This window comes from Aeromonas sp. 603607 (assembly GCF_049171595.1).
Classification (GTDB): Bacteria; Pseudomonadota; Gammaproteobacteria; order Enterobacterales; family Aeromonadaceae; genus Aeromonas; species Aeromonas veronii.
The window spans coordinates 113,143-129,803 of sequence record NZ_JAAKOV010000008.1 but is presented as its reverse complement, the minus strand read 5'-3'; the positions used below and the strand labels follow the sequence as shown (position 1 = coordinate 129,803).

The 16,661-nt window shown below is 62.9% G+C and carries 15 protein-coding genes; 5 read left to right on the top strand and 10 right to left on the bottom strand.

Annotation, left to right across the window (positions count from 1 at the left end; translation table 11 throughout):
• The first annotated feature begins 217 nt into the window (after positions 1 to 217).
• The 4 genes from dhaK (at position 218) to G5315_RS09815 (ending at position 3,859) form a co-directional block, all read left to right on the top strand.
• Positions 218 to 1,288 carry a dihydroxyacetone kinase subunit DhaK gene (gene dhaK / locus G5315_RS09830; protein ID WP_201931102.1) on the top strand — a complete coding sequence of 357 codons (1,071 nt, stop codon included), beginning with the start codon at positions 218 to 220 and terminating at the stop codon, positions 1,286 to 1,288.
• 15 nt (positions 1,289 to 1,303) lie between these two features.
• A complete protein-coding gene (dhaL, locus tag G5315_RS09825) occupies positions 1,304 to 1,933 on the top strand; it encodes a dihydroxyacetone kinase subunit DhaL (RefSeq protein ID WP_421332964.1) in 630 nt (209 codons plus the stop codon).
• Position 1,934: 1 nt separating this feature from the next.
• On the top strand, positions 1,935 to 2,651 hold the full coding sequence (gene dhaM, locus G5315_RS09820) for a dihydroxyacetone kinase phosphoryl donor subunit DhaM (RefSeq protein ID WP_421332963.1): 717 nt from the start codon (positions 1,935 to 1,937) through the stop codon (positions 2,649 to 2,651).
• Positions 2,652 to 2,776: 125 nt separating this feature from the next.
• Positions 2,777 to 3,859: a glycerol dehydrogenase gene (locus tag G5315_RS09815; protein WP_421332962.1), complete on the top strand. Its 1,083-nt coding sequence runs from the start codon at positions 2,777 to 2,779 to the stop codon at positions 3,857 to 3,859.
• Positions 3,860 to 3,948: 89 nt separating this feature from the next.
• On the opposite strand, the gene dhaR is transcribed toward G5315_RS09815, so the two are convergent.
• The 5 genes from dhaR to G5315_RS09790 all read right to left on the bottom strand — a co-directional run bounded on the left by dhaR (position 3,949) and on the right by G5315_RS09790 (position 9,156).
• Entirely contained in the window at positions 3,949 to 5,850 is a 1,902-nt protein-coding gene (dhaR, locus tag G5315_RS09810) for a dihydroxyacetone kinase operon transcriptional regulator DhaR (RefSeq protein WP_421332961.1), read from the bottom strand.
• A gap of 110 nt (positions 5,851 to 5,960) precedes the next feature.
• Complete coding sequence (locus G5315_RS09805) at positions 5,961 to 6,821, bottom strand: patatin-like phospholipase family protein (RefSeq protein ID WP_421332960.1); 861 nt, start codon at positions 6,819 to 6,821, stop codon at positions 5,961 to 5,963.
• 277 nt (positions 6,822 to 7,098) lie between these two features.
• Entirely contained in the window at positions 7,099 to 7,998 is a 900-nt protein-coding gene (locus G5315_RS09800; protein WP_421332959.1) for a hypothetical protein, read from the bottom strand.
• Positions 7,999 to 8,072: 74 nt separating this feature from the next.
• On the bottom strand, positions 8,073 to 8,762 hold the full coding sequence (locus G5315_RS09795; RefSeq protein WP_005341581.1) for an LrgB family protein: 690 nt from the start codon (positions 8,760 to 8,762) through the stop codon (positions 8,073 to 8,075).
• Positions 8,755 to 9,156, bottom strand: a complete 402-nt coding sequence (locus G5315_RS09790; RefSeq protein ID WP_204419745.1) for a CidA/LrgA family protein — start codon at positions 9,154 to 9,156, stop codon at positions 8,755 to 8,757. Before G5315_RS09790 ends, G5315_RS09795 begins: the two co-directional genes overlap by 8 nt.
• A 134-nt stretch (positions 9,157 to 9,290) precedes the next feature.
• Here G5315_RS09790 and G5315_RS09785 point away from each other — a divergent pair, with 134 nt between their 5' ends.
• The gene (locus tag G5315_RS09785; RefSeq protein WP_368226923.1) at positions 9,291 to 10,175 is read left to right on the top strand and encodes a LysR substrate-binding domain-containing protein; all 885 of its coding nucleotides are present in this window, start codon (positions 9,291 to 9,293) and stop codon (positions 10,173 to 10,175) included.
• Here the strand turns inward: G5315_RS09785 and G5315_RS09780 are convergent.
• The 5 genes from G5315_RS09780 to ppc form a co-directional block, all read right to left on the bottom strand.
• Entirely contained in the window at positions 10,169 to 11,053 is an 885-nt protein-coding gene (locus G5315_RS09780) for a transporter substrate-binding domain-containing protein (protein ID WP_368226922.1), read from the bottom strand. The two genes, G5315_RS09785 and G5315_RS09780, sit on opposite strands and share 7 nt — an antisense overlap.
• Positions 11,054 to 11,164: 111 nt before the next feature.
• On the bottom strand, positions 11,165 to 11,956 hold the full coding sequence (locus G5315_RS09775; RefSeq protein WP_421332958.1) for a substrate-binding periplasmic protein: 792 nt from the start codon (positions 11,954 to 11,956) through the stop codon (positions 11,165 to 11,167).
• 67 nt (positions 11,957 to 12,023) lie between these two features.
• Positions 12,024 to 12,917 carry a hypothetical protein gene (locus tag G5315_RS09770; protein ID WP_421332957.1) on the bottom strand — a complete coding sequence of 298 codons (894 nt, stop codon included), beginning with the start codon at positions 12,915 to 12,917 and terminating at the stop codon, positions 12,024 to 12,026.
• A gap of 136 nt (positions 12,918 to 13,053) precedes the next feature.
• Positions 13,054 to 13,518, bottom strand: a complete 465-nt coding sequence (ybaK, locus tag G5315_RS09765; RefSeq protein ID WP_005336092.1) for a Cys-tRNA(Pro) deacylase — start codon at positions 13,516 to 13,518, stop codon at positions 13,054 to 13,056.
• A 351-nt stretch (positions 13,519 to 13,869) separates the two neighbouring features.
• Entirely contained in the window at positions 13,870 to 16,503 is a 2,634-nt protein-coding gene (ppc, locus tag G5315_RS09760) for a phosphoenolpyruvate carboxylase (protein ID WP_160880598.1), read from the bottom strand.
• Between the last annotated feature and the right edge of the window lie 158 nt (positions 16,504 to 16,661).

Genomic DNA, 16,661 nt, shown 5'->3' with positions numbered 1-16,661 from the left:
TAGCGAAGGGCCCTGTGGGGCCCTTTTTCATGGCTGTGAGTCAGCTAACAGTTTCCCGCTCGCTAGCCCTGCGTTGTTTCAGATTGAAACACTTATCCCCCTTCTGCTGTTTCAAATCCGAACCAAATCGCCCGTCATTTTTATCCCTTTTTCTGTCGTTAGACTGGCTCCATCAACCATTTGCCCACCCGTGCGGTGGCAAGCCAAGGAGTGAGCCATGAAGAAACTGATCAATGCCGTCGATGCCGTGGTCCGTGAACAACTGATGGGGATGGCAGCCGCCCACCCCGAGCTCAAGGTACGTATCGAGCCACACTACATCACCCGCGCCGACTCCCCCGTGATGGGCAAGGTGGCGCTGGTATCCGGCGGTGGCAGCGGCCACGAGCCGATGCACGGTGGTCTGGTGGGCAAGGGGATGCTGGATGGCGCCTGCCCTGGCGAGATTTTTACTTCCCCGACCCCGGATCAGATGTACGAGTGCGGTCAGGCCGTTGATGGCGGCGCGGGCGTGCTGTTTCTGGTGAAGAACTACACCGGCGACGTACTCAACTTCGAGACCGCGGTCGAGCTGTTGCACGGCGACGGCGTCAAGGTGGGCTTCGCCCTGATCGATGACGACGTGGCGGTCAAAGACAGCCTCTACACCGCAGGTCGCCGTGGCGTTGCCACGACCGTGCTGTGCGAGAAGCTGGTCGGTGCCGCCGCCGAGGCGGGCTACGATCTGGCGCGTTGCGAGGCGCTGGCCCGTCGCATCAACAACCAGAGCCGCACCATAGGCGTGGCTATGCATGCCTGCACCGTGCCGGCCGCTGGCAAGCCCTCCTTCACTCTGGCGGACAACGAGCTGGAGTTCGGCGTCGGTATCCACGGCGAGCCGGGCATCGAACGTCGCCCCTTCAGCGACCTCAATACCCTGGTGGACGACATGTTCAGCGAGCTGGCGGACAATACCCCCTATGGCCGCACCCTGCGCCACTGGGATCGCACCAGCGGCAGCTGGCAGGAGGAGCACACCTTTATCGAACCGCTCAACAAGGGCGATCGAGTCATCGCACTGGTCAACAGCCTCGGTGGCACCCCCATCTCCGAGCTCTATGGCGTCTATGGCCGCCTCGCTACCCTGTGCGAAGAGGCGGGCATCCATCTGGTGCGCAACCTGATCGGCCCCTACTGCACCTCCCTCGACATGACCGGCATCTCCATCACCCTGCTCAAGGTGGATGATGAGTTGATGACCCTGTGGGATGCCCCCGTTCACACCCCCGCCCTGCGTCGCGGCTGCTAAGGAGTGCCGATAGCCATGCTAAGCAAACACCAAATCGTCAACTGGCTGCTCGACTGCGAACACATCTTTACCGAGCAGCGTGACTACCTCACCGCGCTGGATACCGACATCGGCGACGGCGACCACGGCCTCAATATGCAGCGCGGCTTCGCCAAGGTGGCCGAGAAGCTGCCGGCGGTAGCGGACAAGGATATCGGGCAGGTGCTGAAAACCACCGGCATGACATTGCTCTCCTCGGTCGGCGGTGCCAGCGGCCCACTCTACGGCACCTTCTTTATCCGGGCCGCAGCCAGCAGCGATGCCTGCCAGAGCCTCAGCCTCAGCCAGCTGTGCAAAATGCTGAGCGACGGGGTGGAGGGGATCGTCTCGCGCGGCCATGCCGAGCCGGGCGACAAGACCATGTGCGACGCCTGGTGGCCGGCACTGGCCGCCCTGCAACAGGCGCAGCAGCAAGAGCTGCCCCTCAACGAAGCGCTGGACAAGGCGGTGGTGGCAGCCGCAGCCGGTACCGAGGCGACCATCCAGATGCAGGCCCGCAAGGGGCGCGCCAGCTACCTTGGCGAGCGCAGCATCGGCCATCAGGATGCAGGGGCCACCTCAACCCTGCTGCTGCTGACCGCCCTGCGTGACAGAGCGAGGTTGTGACATGATCGGAATCGTAGTGGTCTCTCACAGCGCCATGCTGGCGGCCGGCTTGAAAGCGCTGGCCGACCAGCTCGGCAGCCCGGCCCGCCTGCTGCTGGCGGCTGGGGTCGATGACCCCGACCACCCCATCGGCACCGATGCCATCGCGGTGATGAGTGCGATTGAAGAAGCGGACGACGGCAGCGGCGTGCTGGTGCTGATGGACTTGGGCAGCGCCCTCTTGAGCGCCGAAACCGCCCTCGAACTGCTGCCCCCGGAGCTGAGCGCGAGGGTACGGCTCTGCCCCGCCCCGCTGGTCGAAGGTACTCTGGCCGCTGTGGTGGCGGCCGGTTCAGGCCTGACGCTGGATGAGGTGGCCGCCGAGGCGCTCGGCGCGCTGGGCCCGAAACAGGCGATGCTGCCAGCCAGCGCGGCGCAGGCCGCCACCGAGACGGCCCCCGTTGTCGACGACGGCTGGCAGCGCTGTGAGGTGGTGGTCGATAACCCCCACGGCCTGCATGTGCGCCCCGCCGCCCGACTGGTGGCCGCCCTCAAGCCCTTTGCCGCCGAACTCAAGCTGCAAAAGGGGGACAAAGAGGCTAATCCCCGCAGCCTCACCCGGCTCGCCATGCTCAACGTGCGTCAGGGCGACCAGCTCACCCTGCTGGCGCGCGGCGAGGATGCCACCGCCGCCCTGGCCAGCTTCCAGCAGCTGGCCTTTGATCGTTTCGGCGACTGACGCCACTGTTTCAAGGGGCTGCACTCGCTCGCTGAGCTTGTGCAGCTTCATTCAAGACGAAGGAGTCCCCGGCACAGCCGCCCCTTCGCCCCGATTCTTAATTCATAAAGAGAGAGGGATAAAATATGGACCGCATCATCATCAGCCCCAGCAAATACGTACAAGGCAACGGGGCCCTAGCCAATATCGGCAACTACGTCAAAGCGCTCGGTAGCAAGCCGCTGATCCTGGCCGACGCCTTCGTCACCAAGCTGGTGGGCGATACTGTGGCTACCAGCTTCCACGGCGCCGGTATCAAGCCGGAGTTCGACTGCTTCAACGGCGAGTGCTCCCGCCCCGAGATCGACCGCCTGCTGGCCCACTGCCAGCAGACCCCGTTTGACGTCATCATCGGCATCGGCGGCGGCAAAACGCTGGATACCGCCAAGTCGGTCGCCTTCTATCAGAAGGTGCCGGTGGTCATAGTGCCGACCATCGCCTCCACCGATGCTCCCACCAGCGCGCTGGCGGTCATCTACACCCCGGAGGGGCAGTTTAGCGAATACCTGATGATCCCGACCAACCCCAACATGGTCATCATGGATACCGGGGTGGTCTCCCGCGCCCCGGTACGGCTGTTGGTCTCCGGCATGGGGGATGCGCTCTCCACCTACTTCGAGGCGCGCGCCAACAAGGTCTCCGGTTGCCAGACCATGGCCGGTGGTGCCTCCACGCTGGCGGCCCAGGCCATCGCCGAGCTCTGCTACAAGACTCTGCTGGCCGACGGCTACAAGGCCAAGCTGGCGGTGGAGCAGGGGCTCTGCACCAAGGCAGTGGAGAACATCATCGAGGCCAACACCTACCTGAGCGGTATCGGCTTCGAGAGCAGCGGACTGGCTGCCGCCCACGCCATCCACAACGGCCTGACCCAGCTGGCCGAGTGTCACCACCTCTACCACGGTGAAAAAGTGGCGTTCGGTACCCTGGTGCAGCTGGTGCTGGAGAATGCGCCGATGGCGGAGATCGAAACCGTGCTGGGCTTCTGCCGCTCGGTGGGCCTGCCGACCAACCTGCATATGATGGGGGTCAAGGAGCTGGATATGGCGCGCCTGATGGAGGTGGCCAAAGCCTCCACCGCCGAGGGCGAAACCATCCACAATATGCCGTTCAAGGTCACCGCCGAGGATGTGCTGGCGGCCATCGTCACCGCCCACCAGCTGGGGCTGTAACCACGCCACGACGGACCTAGCCATATAAGACGGCCCCGCATCTGCGGGGCCTTTTCATTTTCTGCTGGCCGGTTCGCAATGGCTCGCCGTCAGCCGTGATAGTCGGCGGGATCGATCTCGAGCAGTTTGAGCCGTCGCCACAGTGTGGTGCGACTGATACCCAGATGCTGGGCCATCTGGCTCACCTGCCCCTTGCAGGCATGGGCGCAGCGCAGGATGGCCTGCCGCTCCAGCTCCGCCAGCGTGAGCAGCGGTTGCCCCACCACCTCGTCGGCCACCCGTTGATAGCCGTGCCGAATGGCGGCGGGCAGCGCCTCGGGCGGGATCGGCCCCTGACCGGCATGAAGCAGCGCATGCTCGACGGCGCTGCGCAGCTCCCCCAGATTGCCGGGCCAGGGATAGGCGAGCAGACAATCGAGGGCCGCCGGACTGAACTGGCGCACCGGCTCGCGCCCCTGCGCTGCCAACTGCTGGCTGATCAGGCCCGGCAGATCGGCCGCGCGCTCCCGCAATCCCGGCAGCCACAGCTCGCACGCCTGCAAGGCATAGAGCAGCTGGCGGCCAAACAACCCCTCCTGCACCAGCTGCTCCAGCGGGGCGCTGCTGGTGGCGATGATCCGCACCTTGAGCGGCAGGATACGGGCCGAATCGAAGCGCTGGATGCGACCGGTCTTGAGCAGTTGCAGCAGCGCCGCCTGCATGGGGGCAGAGAGGCACTCCACCTGCTCCAGCACTAATGTGCCGCCGTGGGCCAGCTCGAACTTGCCCGCCCGCTCCTGCCCCGCCTCGTCGGAACCCATCAGCTCCAGCGCCATCCGCTCGCTCGGCAGCGCCTTGCAGTTGAGGGTAATAAGCGGCCCGGCGGCCCGCTCGCTGCCAAAGTGGATCGCCTCCGCCAGCTGGGCCTTGCCCACCTCCTCCTCGCCGCGCAGCAGGATCGGCCCCTGACTCTGGGCCGCCTGCCGGGCGTAGCGCAGCAACTTGCGCATGGCGCTCGACTCCCCCACCAGTGCCGACAACTCGGGCACCGTCTGGCGCAACTGGTGAATGGCCCGCAGCCGATCGACCGGGTGCAGCAGGGCGATAAAGCTGACCCCCTCCGGCCCCGGCAGCGGCTTGAGGCTCACCAGCACATTGATAAACTCCCCCTCCTGCGCGCCAAGCCGCTCCAGCGTCACCTCCACATGACTCAGTGGCGTTTGCCCCCTGATGGCCAGCTGCAACCGCTGGGGCAACAACAGGTGCTGCTCCAGCGGCTGGCCGAGACAGAGTGCGGGATCGAGCCGCAGCCGGTGGGCTGCCAGCGCGTTGAGGTAGCGCAGCCGCCCCTGCGGATCCCAGGCCAGCACGCCGTCATCCATGCCGTCGAGCAGGGCGTAAAGTTCGCTCAGGTGGTGCTGGGACTCCTGCATCAGGGTCTCCATCTGCAGCAGATGAGCCAGCTCGCGCCCGGCACTGACGGCGAGCGCCAGATCGCCGGCGCTCGCCTCCTCCACCTTGCAGATCAACGCGATGATGGCGACCTGACGGCCATTGCTGTTGTAGACCGGGCTGGCACAGCTGTGCCACGGGTGGAGGGTCTGATTGAAGTGTTGAGCACCGCTGACGCAGAGCGGCACGCCCTCCAGCGCGGCCAGATTGATGGCATTGGTGCCGATACGCCCCTCGCTGAAAAAGGCGCCGGGGCCAAACCCCAGCGCCGCCAGCTCGCGCAGGGTGGCGGGGTGGCCGGTCCGGGCCAGCAGGCAGCCGCTCTCGTCGGTGAGCAGCAGGGCGCAGGGGCGCCCCTCCATAAATTCGTAGAGATCTTCGAGGGCCATCTCGCCGGTGGTGAGCAGATCCCGTTTGCGCTGGCGCAGGCTCTGCAAGGTCTGCCCCTTGGCGCTGTGGGGTGGATGCCAGAGGGTGGCACTGGTCTGGTGGGCGCAGCGCAGCCAGGAGGCCTGCAGATAGTCAGGCCAAGCAAGCAGCGGCTGAAGGTCAGATGGCATGGTCACAGCAATATCCGGCAAGATGTGAGCCGACCATTTAACCACGCCAGCGCCCCCGATTCAGTGACCTGCCTCAGAGGGTGGCAACGTTTAAAGACACCAGGTTGCCGCTAAGCGGCACGTACAGTCCTGACTGCCCGCAGCACGCTCTGGCGCCCCTGCCAGTAACCCTGCAGATAGCCGGACTCCAGCTTGACCGGATCCTGGGTAAAACGGGAGACCATGAAATCGGCCGGTGGCGCGATCACCTCGATCTCGCAATCGGCAGGGGGATTGGCGATGAAATCGAGTGCCCGGTTGTAGGCAAGATCCCGCTCCAGCATGGCTTGCGCCAGCGCAGGCTGGGTTTTCAGCAAGGCTTTGACCATCCAGCAGAAACGGGCCGGCTTCTTGCGATAGCCCCAGGGTTCCGAGAGCACCACCGTCATCCGCCGCGCCCCGCGCCGATAGGCCTCGATCACCGGAATGGAGTCGCTGATGCCGCCATCGGCCATCGGGCGACCATCGACGTAGGGGGTATCGTGCTGCACCACCGGCAGGGCGCAGGTGGCAGTCAGCACCTCATCCATGTTGTCGGGCCGCACCGGCAGATAGATGGCCTTGCCGCTCGCCACATCGGTCGCCACCGCGTAGAAGGGAATGTCGCGGGCGCAGAAGGCCTCGAGATCCAGCGGGAAGCGATGGCGACTGGCCTGCCACAGCCAGCCGATGTCCACCAGATCGCCCCCTTTGACGAAACGCAGGGGATCGAGAAAACGGGAGCTGCAAGCCAGCTCGGTGATGATGTGGTGACTGCGGCGCGGCTGCTCGCTCAGATAAGAGACCAGATTGGTGGCACCGGCCGAGACGCCCATGACGAAATCGAACGGGTAGTGGTGACTTTCGACAAACGCATCGAGCACGCCGCTGGCAAAGATGCCGCGCATCGCGCCCCCTTCGACAATCAGGGCGCAAGAGTGGGAATTAAACATAACAAGGCTCCGTCAGCTGTAATACCTGCCGGGATCGATACCGGCCCAGTGATGGACGCCTTCATGCAGAACATCAAGACGCCGCAGCAGGACGATTCAGGCTCACTCGCACAAGCCAGAAGCGGGCAGGAGCAAACCTGAACCGTGAAGCGACCCCCAGTATATGCAGCGCACAAACCTTCAAAAAATGAATTTAAATAATAAAAAACATGCCTTTTTAGCATGATTGAGTGCATCGGCAGAGACGGCCCTTTATCCGGTAATAGCCCCATCAGGATCAAGGCAGCCCGGGCCCGAACGTCCCGTCGACGGGGTTGTAGTGGTAGGCCCGATAATCAAAGTCCACCTTATCAAGGCGCGGATTGGCCAACTCGAACAACAGGCGCCTGGGGAGCTGCGCCTGCTCGAGGGAAGGTTTGAAGTGGCGCAGCCAGAGCTGTTGCAGCGAGCCATCCCGCCACGCCAGTTTGAGGCCGACCGAGAGGCGGCGGATGGCGGCCTGATTATCCTTGTGGGTGTAGAAGAGGTGGAGGAAGGGATAGTGCAGCGCCACTCGCCGATCCACGGTGAGGCCGGGCAGATCACTGTGCTGCTCCTGCTCGATAAAGAGCTCGTTGGCACCGCGGCAGAAGAGATCGATGCGGCCACGGGCCACCAGCTTGAACAGCCGCTCGTAACCGTCGATCTCCTGCACCTTGAATCCCCCATTACGCAGGATCTCCGCATCCTGCCAGCCACGCCCCTGCCCGTGCAGAAATTGCTGCAGCTCGGTCAGGGTATTGACCCTTGCCACTGCGTCGGCCTGCTGCGGACTGACAAAGCAGATGCGATAACCGAGGATGCCCAGCTCCACCGGAAAACGGACGTAATCCAGCGCTCCGCTCTCCGCGGCCGGACGCAGACTGTCGGCCACAAACAGATTGGGGTATTGCTGAGTCTGCACAATCTGTCGCATCCGGATACGGTTCATCGGCGGCGCGGTTCGCAGCTCGTAGTCACCGAAGCTGTCGCGGGTCTTCTCCAGCGCCAGCTGCAACAGATCGCGAAAATAGAGGGTACGCAAGTCCCGATCGCTCTCGGGGCTGATATGAGTGATGACGTCGCTCGCCCGTAGGGGACTGGCAAGGAGGGAAAGGCTGCACAGCAGCAAGCAGGAAGCGAGGCGATGAAAGGTCATACTGCTCATCCCGGGAATACAGGCTCACTAGAGTGTAGCGCCGAGGCGAGCAGCCTTCTAAAGGGAAGCCCGGCCTACCAAAACATCCGGCCCAGCAGGGGCGCCAGCAGCACGGTCACCATGCCGGCGATCATCATCACCATGCTGGAGACCACTCCCTCCTCATTACCCATCTGATAGGCCCTAGCGGTGCCGGCGCCGTGGGCCGAGGCACCAAACCCCGCCCCCTTGCCGAGACGGCTGCGAATGGCCAGCACGGTGAGCACGCTCTCCCCCACCGCCATGCCGATGACACCGGTCAGCACCACAAACAGCGCGGTAAGATCGCTCTGACCGCCGATGGCGCGGGTCGCCTCCACCGCAAACGGCGTGGTGATGGAGCGCATCGCCAGACTGCGTTGCAGCATGTCGGAGAGATCGAGCCAGCGGGCAAGCAGCACGGTGCTCCCCACCGCCATGATGACCGATGCGACCACCCCCACCGACAGCGACAGCCAGTGGCGACGAATGAGCTGGCGGTTCTCGTAGACCGGCACCGCGAAGGCGACGGTCGCCGGGCCCAGCAGCCAGAGCAGCCAGTGGGATTCCGCCATGTAGTCCTGATAGGGGATGTGGAACAGCAGCACCACGGCCACCAGCAGGGTCGGCGCCAGCAGCAGTGGCATCAGCGGCAGGATCCGCTTTTTGCCGTAGAGCCATTTGCTGGCGTAGTAGAAGAGCAGGGTAAGGGCGAAACAGATCAGCCCGAGCAGGGTATCAGACATGACGGCGACTCCGGCGGGCCAGTTTCAGTTCGAGGCGGTAAACCCGATCTACCACCAGCGCCGTGGTGCCGAGTACCAGGGTGGTGCTCACCAGCAGCACCACCATGATGCGCCACCCCTCTTGCAGCAGCAGCTCCTGATAGTTGACCACCGCCACCACGGCGGGGACGAAGAAGAGCAGCATCTCGGCCAGCAGCCAGCGAGCCCCCGCGCTGAACCACTCGGCCTTGACCACCCCGAGCAGGATGCAGACCAGCAGCAACAGCATGCCGGTGAGGTTGGCAGGCAGCGGCAGATGGAGGGTACGCACCGCGGTATCGGCCAGCAGCCAGATGGCTGCCAGCAACACAATCTGGAAGGGAGTCTGTAACCAGCGCAAGCAGAGGGCTTTCATGATCATCGTCTTTCTGTGAACCGGCTCACAGTATAGAGTTGAGCAAAACCTGCCAGAAATGAATTAAAATTATCGAATTCATGCCACATAGGCATACTTAATCCCGTAACCGCCAACACGAGTCGAGAGAGTCCATGGATATTCGCGCCCTGCGCTATTTTGTCGAACTGGTACGGGAAAAAAGCTTCACCCGCGCCTCTGAAAAGCTGTTCGTCACTCAGCCCACCATCAGCAAGATGATCCGCAATATCGAGGAGGAGCTGGGCCAACCCCTGCTCAACCGGGAAGGGCGCCGCTTCACCCTGACCGACAGCGGCCAGGTGCTGTTCAACCGTGCCCAGACCATCTTGGCTGAGATGCAGCAGCTGGAGGCCGAACTGGCGGATCTGCAGAGCCTGCAACATGGTCGCCTCACCCTCGGCATTCCCCCCATGGTGGGTCACGTCTATGCGGATCTGATCCGCGCCTACCGCACCCGCTATCCCAAGGTGGAGCTGACCCTGGTGGAGTACGGCGGCCGTCGCATCGAGCAGGCGGTGCTGGAGGGGGAGCTGGATCTCGCCATCACCATGCTGCCGACCAAAGAGGGGGGCGCCCTCAGCGCGCTGGAGCTGGATCAATACCCGATCCGGGTAGTGCTGCCTGATCAACCCCGCTGGCATGGCGAGACGCCGCTGCGGCTGGAGTCCCTGCAGGAGGAGCCCTTCCTGCTCTATACCCAGGCGTTTACCCTGAGCGAGCGGTTGGAGCAGGCATGTCAGGAGGCGGGCTTTGTGCCGCAGGTGGCGGCGCGCAGCAGCCAGTGGGATTTTCTCACCGCCATGGTGCGCAGCGGCATGGGGGTCGCCTTCTTGCCGGAGCCGGTCTGCCACCGGCTGACCCCGGATGGTCTGGTGCTGCGGCCGCTGGAGCCCGAATTGAGCTGGCGACTCGGGGTGATCTGGCCGAGCGAGCGCTATCTGTCGCGCACCGCCGAGGCTTGGTTGGCCATCTGCCGCCAGCGGCAGGCACCTCAGTAATCGCCGAAGCGATCGGTCTGCGGATTGTAGAAGTAGGGGCGGTAATCGAAGCTGATCCCGTCGAGGAAGGGATTATCCAGTCGCAACATTCGGCGCTGGGAGAACTTGGCAAAGGCGATGGCCGGGCCAAAGCTCTTGCGCCACAGCGCCTGTAGCGAGCCATCCTGCCACGCCAGCTGCAACCCCCGTTCGACCCGCTGCAGCGCCTCGCGATTGTTGGGATTGGTGTAGAAGACCCGAGGCAGCGGGTAGTAGATCAACAGCGCATCGTCCACCAACAGATCCGTCATCTCCTTGTGGGTCAGCTGCTCGCTGCGCAGCTCGCTCACCCCGCGGCAGAAGAGATCGAAGCGGCCCCGCGCCACCATTTTGAACAGCTTTTCGTACCCCTCCACCTCCACCACCTCCATCCCGGCGTAGCGCAGGATATCCACATCCAGCCACCCCTTGCCCTGACCGAAGGTGAACTGGCGCAGCCCCTTGAGGTCGGTCACTTTGCTCACCGCCGCCTTTTGCTGCGGGCTGACAAAACAGATGCGGTAGCTGACGATCCCCAGATGGATGGGAAAACGGACATAGGCGAGCCCCAGATCTTCGCGGGTGCTGCTGTAGCTGTCCATTACAAAGAGGTTGGGATAACTGTCTAGCTGCATACTGACCCGCTCGCGCGCCTTGGTCATGGGCGGCGCAGGCTCCAGCAGATAGTCGCCAAACTGGTCGCGGGTCTTGTCGAGGGCGAGCCGCAGCAGCTCCCGATCATAGGTGGTACGCGGATCCCGCTCGCTCTCCGGGCTGATATAGGTAAACCGGGTGGCCGCCTGTCCGGTCAGCGACAACATGCAGAGCAGAGCGGCAGCCAGCAGATGCAGGGGTGACATAAACCGCGCCTTGGCTGAAGGGGTTCTTTCAGTGTAGCCCCTAGCTTGGCCGCTCGGCCCTGCCGCCACCCCACGCTCTCCTCCACTTTTCGGCCAGTCGCATCCATCAGCCTACTCCCCCACCGGAGGTGTGCTTCTGAGCGATGTGGCATAACGCTGATAGGCAGCAGAGTCGCGCACCTGCTCGATGGCATCCCACGCCTGCCGGCTTTGTCGGGGATGAGATTGATAGAAGCGGTGAGAGAAGACCAGATAGTAGGGCTTCTCCACCAGTACCGGCGACAGCCGCTCGATACGGGCCTGCAACGCGGGATGGGCCGCCAGAATGCTGTCGGCCACCTCGGTCTGGATGGCGGTCGCCTGCGCCCGATCCATCACCAGCTTTTTCAACATGATCAGCGGGTCACGGCTGGAGTCATCCACCTCGGCTCCCGCAGCCTGCAACCAGTCGACGATGGAGAATCCCGACTGGGCCGCCACCATGCCCTTGATCCTGAGGGTGGTGCCATCCCACTGGCTCTTGCCCCCCTTTAGCTGGTAGAGGCTGTAGCTCTCGGTCAGCAGCCGCTTGGCGGGGTCGGGTTTGCCCTCACGCATGGGATAGACCCCCACCCTGGTCGCCCGCTCGACGCTGTAACTCATCTTGATGGCCGCATCCATCTGGCCACTGCTCACCCGAGAGAGGCAGCGCTTCCACGGCAGCGGCGTCAGCACGATCTCGGCATTGAGGGCGGTAGCAACCGCCTTTAGGTGATACTGGACAATCCCCTCCCCCGATTGCAGCAGCCAGGGGTAGGAGTCACTGTTTTCGAGGCAGGTACGCAGCGTAAAGACCGGGGCTGCACCGCCGGTGGCAGGCAGCAGCAACGCGATGAAGAGCAAGGAGAGGGCAGATGCGTGCATGGGCCATCTCCTTTGCGGCAATGATCTCTCCCTTACTCTATCAGAGCTGCGCACCTGATAACCCGGCTCAGGGTTGTGAACCGAAATCATCCGTCAGCGGGTTGTAAAGGTAGGGGCGATAGTCAAAACCGTCCTTGGGTAACTGCGGATTGCCGAGCCGGACAATCTGGCGAGCCCCCAGATTGGCAAACACCAGCGAGGGTTGGAAGTGATGGCGCCAGAGCCGTTTGAGCGAACCATCCTGCCAGGCCAGTTGCAGACCGCGCTCAAGGCGCTCGCGCTCCTGAACGTAGCGGGCATTGCTGTAGAACACGTGGATCAGCGGATAGAAAAGGGCCAGATGGCGATCGACCGTCAAACCGGCCACCTTGCCCTGATGAGATTGCCACTCCGACAGGATCTCGTTGGCCCCACGACAGAAGAGATCGATGCGCCCTCGTGCCACCATACGAAACAGCGACTCGTAGTTATCCACCTCATGCACAGTCAGCCCGCCGTTGCGCAGGATCACCGCATCCTGCCAGCCGGTGCCCACCCCTTGAGTGAAGTGGCGCAACTGATCCAGGGTGTTCACCCGCGCCAGCTCGGCAGCACGATCCGAGCCGACGAAACAGACCCGATAGCCGAGGATCCCCATATCGATCGGGAACGGGATCGATGCCACCTGATCCGCCACTGCCTCCCCCTGATAAGGCCAGCTGTCGACAATAAAGAGGGCGTTTTTGCCCTGCTCCTGCACCTCGATCCGCATCCGCGCCTTGTTCATCGGCAGGGAGTCCAGCAACTCGTAGTCGCCATATTCGGGGCGAGTTTTCTCTAGCGCCAGCTGCATCACCTCACGGTAATAACGCATCCGCATATCCTGACTGTTTTCAGGGCTGAGCAGGGTAAAACGGGTGGCAGCCAGCAAGGTAGAGGGGAGGGATAAACAGAGGCAAAGCAACAGAAGTCGGTACATCATGGCTGAACTCATACAACGGGGTTCACCCATTATAGACTGGCAAGCACCCCGTTGAGCACAGGGCACGCGCCCGCTCACAGGTGGGGCTATCCGGGCCACCACAGGCCCGGAGAACAGGTTCACAACGTGCCCGGCACTACTCTTCGCCGATGGGAGCGGCGATCCACTTCATCAGCGTCAGCATATCCTGCGGCGCCACACCGACCGAGAGGCCGCGCTTGCCGCCGCTCACCAGGATCTCGTCAAACTGCAGCGCCGACTCGTCGAGCACGGTGGGCAGCAGCTTCTTCTGGGCCAGCGGGCTGATGCCACCCACCTTGTAACCGGTCAGCTTCTCCGCTTCCGCCGGTTTCATCATCTCCACCTTCTTGAGGCCAGTCGCCTTGGCCAGCTGCTTCAGACTGCACATGCCGGATGAGGGAACGATGGCCACCACCGCCTGCTTGTCGTGATGGGCAACCAGAGTCTTGAACACCTGCGCCTCCGGCAACCCGAGCTGGGTCGCGGCATGCTTGCCGAAATCATCGTGGGCTTCGCACTCATAGGGGTAGAGCTTGTGGGGGATTTTGAGCTTCTTCAGCAGGTTGATGGCAGGAGTCATGATGGTTGCCTTGAATCGAATCGCATAAAAACAAGGCCAAACAGTCTGCGCCTGCGTGGCGAGTGATGCAAGCCGGAGGGGAAATCTGTACCCATCACCGGTAATGAGTAGAGAGCAATGAACAAGATGAATTGTGCCGCTTGCCGAATTAAACACAGGACGAGTCAGGGCTAAAATCATTTCCGAGCCGTACAATGCGCTGCGCTTGCTGCACCCTACAAAATACAGTCCAAAACATGGGTGGGGTTCCCATCGAGCCGAATTCTGCTGGGCAACAAAAAACAAAGGGCACCTTGTCGGCGCCCTTTGGCTGGATGGATATCGCTGAAGCCTGCTGGCTTGGGCTGGCGATCAACCGGTGTTGCGCATACCTGCCGCAATACCGGCGATGGTGACCATCAGCGCCTTGTCCAGCTCGGGGTGCAGGGTCTCCGGGTGGTTGCGGGAGCGGTTGAGCAGCTCGGCTTGCAGCACGTTGAGCGGGTCTGTGTAGGGGTTGCGCAGCTTGATGGACTCCTTGATCCAGGGCTGATCCTCCAGCAGATCCCCGCGCGGGCTCAGTTTCAGCACCACCTCGATGGATTCGGCGAGCTCCTGACGCAGCTGTTTGCCAAGGCCCCACAGCTCCTGCGGCACCAGACGGGTGTCGTAGTACTCGGCGAGCCAGACGTCCGCCTTGAGGAACACCATCTCCAGCATCTCGAGGCGAGTGCGGAAGAAGGGCCACTGGGCGCTCATCTCTTCCAGCACCGCCAGCTTGCCGCCGTCGATGGCCTGTTGCAGCGCCTTGTGGGCACCGAGCCAAGCCGGCAGCATCAGGCGGTTCTGGGTCCAGGCGAAGATCCACGGAATGGCGCGCAGGCTCTCGACGCCGCCGTTAGGCTTGCGCTTGGAGGGACGGGAGCCGAGCGGCAGCTTGCCGAGCTCCATCTCCGGGGTGGCGGCACGGAAGTAAGGGACGAAGTCCGGATGACCGCGCACAATGCTTCGGTAGTGATCGCAGGAGTCGGCGGCCAGCTGTTCCATCACCTCGCGCCAGCACTCTTTCGGCTTGGGCGGCGGCAGCAGGTTCCCTTCCAGCACGGCGCTGGTGTAGAGCTCCAGACTCTTGATCGCCACTTTCGGCAGACCGAACTTGAAGCGGATCATTTCCCCTTGTTCGGTGGTACGCAGACCGCCGCGCAGGGATCCCGGCGGCTGGGAGAGGATGGCCTGATGGGCAGGGGCACCACCGCGACCGACGGTACCGCCACGGCCATGGAACAGGGTGAGGCGGATATTGTTGGCTTCGGCCAGCCCCACCAGGGATTCCATGGCGGCGTACTGGGCCCAGCCAGCGGCCATCATGCCCGCATCCTTGGCAGAGTCGGAGTAACCGATCATCACGTACTGACGGCCCTGAATGTAGCCGCGATACCAGTCCACCGAGAGCAGACGCTCCATTACGGCGGTGCCTGCCATCAGGTCATCCTGGGTTTCAAACAACGGGGCGACCGGCATGCGGAACTTGCAACCCGCCTCTTTGAGCAGCAGTTGCACCGACAGCACGTCGGACGGCGCACCGGCCATGGAGATGATGTAGATGCCAAACGCATCGGGGTCGTGCTCGGCGATGACCTGACAGGTATCCAGCGTCTCGCGCACCTCGGCGCTCGGCTCCCAGTCGTGAGGAATGAGCGGGCGGCGAGAGTTCAGCTCGTTGAGCAGGAAAGCCTGCTTGTCATCTTCGCTCCACTCGGCGTAGTCACCCAGACCCAGATAGCGGGTCAGCTCGGAGAAGACCAGCCCGTGACGCTCGCCATCCTGACGGATATCCAGCTTGACCAGATGGATGCCGAAACAGGCGACCTTGCGCAGCACGTCCAGCAGCATGCCATCGGCGATGTTGCCCATGCCGCAAGCGTGCAATGAGTGGTAGCAGAGCTCCAGCGGCTCGCGCAGCTGGGCGGTAGTCTTGACCAGATCCTGGCTCTCGCTCGCCTGGCCCTGCACCTTGGCGGTCAGGTGCTCCTTGGTTTCGCGCAGCGCTTCACGCAGCTCGCGCACCAGCGCGCGGTAGGGCTCGGGGTGATCGCCAACGCGAGCACGCACGACGTCGGTACAGTCGGACATGGAGAGCTCGGAGGTGAGCTCCTTGATGTCTTTGTAGAACAGGCTCACCGCCATCCAGCGGCCTAGCTCCAGCACTTCGGCAGTCACCTTGGCGGTAACGAAGGGGTTGCCGTCGCGGTCACCGCCCATCCAGGAGGTGAACTTGACCGGCGCGGCATCCAGCGGCAGCCGCACACCCAGATGGTGTTGCAGACGCTCGTCCAGATTGCGCATGAATTCGGGGATGGCAGGCCACAGGCTGTTCTCCACCACGGCGAAGCCCCACTTGGCCTCGTCGACCGGAGTCGGGCGCTGTTCGCGGATCTCGTTGGTGTGCCACGCCTGATTGATCAGCTGCTCGATGCGATTGAGGATCTTGTCCCGCTCGCGGGGCAGCAGGTCGGAGAGCTCCAGCGCCTCGAGGCAGTCGTTGAGCTGTACGTGCTTGTGGATCAGGGTGCGGCGGGTCACCTCGGTGGGGTGAGCGGTCAGCACCAGATCGATATCCAGCTCGCGCACGGCCTGAATGATGGCCTCTTGCGACAGGTTGGACGCTTTCAGCTTGTCGAACATCTGCTCCAGCGGGTCCGGGGTGCAGACCTGCTCTTCACAGCGACGGGAGATGGTGTGGAACTGTTCCGCCACGTTGGCCAGATTGAGGAACTGGCTGAAGGCGCGGGCCACCGGCAGCAGTTCATCATCGCTCAGGGTGCGCAGGGTATCGAGCAGACGTTCCCGGTCTGATTCATTGCCCTTGCGGGAGGACTTGGCCAATTGGCGAATGGTTTCGATCTTGTCGAGAAAGGCCTGACCCTGATGATCCTTGATGGATTTACCCAGCAGCTGACCCAGCATACCTACGTTGGCGCGTAGTGCGGCGTACTTTTCGTTCATTCCACATCCTTATCTTGTTGGTGCCTGACACCCATCCGGGGTGCTAGACGACCTCACTTATTGTTGTGCGATTACAACATATGCTCCGTCATCTTAGGGTGACAATCTACCCAGATTGTCTGCGCAAGGTCAAATAACAGGCCGATTCAGAACATGTA

Coding starts and splice junctions, on each gene's coding strand:
- G5315_RS09785 (WP_368226923.1), top strand. CDS start 9,291: ATGGATATTCGCGCCCTGCGCTATTTTGTCGAACTGGTACGGGAAAAA.
- G5315_RS09775 (WP_421332958.1), bottom strand. CDS start 11,956: ATGCACGCATCTGCCCTCTCCTTGCTCTTCATCGCGTTGCTGCTGCCT.
- G5315_RS09790 (WP_204419745.1), bottom strand. CDS start 9,156: ATGAAAGCCCTCTGCTTGCGCTGGTTACAGACTCCCTTCCAGATTGTG.
- G5315_RS09770 (WP_421332957.1), bottom strand. CDS start 12,917: ATGATGTACCGACTTCTGTTGCTTTGCCTCTGTTTATCCCTCCCCTCT.
- ppc (WP_160880598.1), bottom strand. CDS start 16,503: ATGAACGAAAAGTACGCCGCACTACGCGCCAACGTAGGTATGCTGGGT.
- dhaR (WP_421332961.1), bottom strand. CDS start 5,850: ATGCCATCTGACCTTCAGCCGCTGCTTGCTTGGCCTGACTATCTGCAG.
- dhaK (WP_201931102.1), top strand. CDS start 218: ATGAAGAAACTGATCAATGCCGTCGATGCCGTGGTCCGTGAACAACTG.
- G5315_RS09815 (WP_421332962.1), top strand. CDS start 2,777: ATGGACCGCATCATCATCAGCCCCAGCAAATACGTACAAGGCAACGGG.
- G5315_RS09805 (WP_421332960.1), bottom strand. CDS start 6,821: ATGTTTAATTCCCACTCTTGCGCCCTGATTGTCGAAGGGGGCGCGATG.
- dhaM (WP_421332963.1), top strand. CDS start 1,935: ATGATCGGAATCGTAGTGGTCTCTCACAGCGCCATGCTGGCGGCCGGC.
- ybaK (WP_005336092.1), bottom strand. CDS start 13,518: ATGACTCCTGCCATCAACCTGCTGAAGAAGCTCAAAATCCCCCACAAG.
- G5315_RS09800 (WP_421332959.1), bottom strand. CDS start 7,998: ATGACCTTTCATCGCCTCGCTTCCTGCTTGCTGCTGTGCAGCCTTTCC.
- G5315_RS09795 (WP_005341581.1), bottom strand. CDS start 8,762: ATGTCTGATACCCTGCTCGGGCTGATCTGTTTCGCCCTTACCCTGCTC.
- G5315_RS09780 (WP_368226922.1), bottom strand. CDS start 11,053: ATGTCACCCCTGCATCTGCTGGCTGCCGCTCTGCTCTGCATGTTGTCG.
- dhaL (WP_421332964.1), top strand. CDS start 1,304: ATGCTAAGCAAACACCAAATCGTCAACTGGCTGCTCGACTGCGAACAC.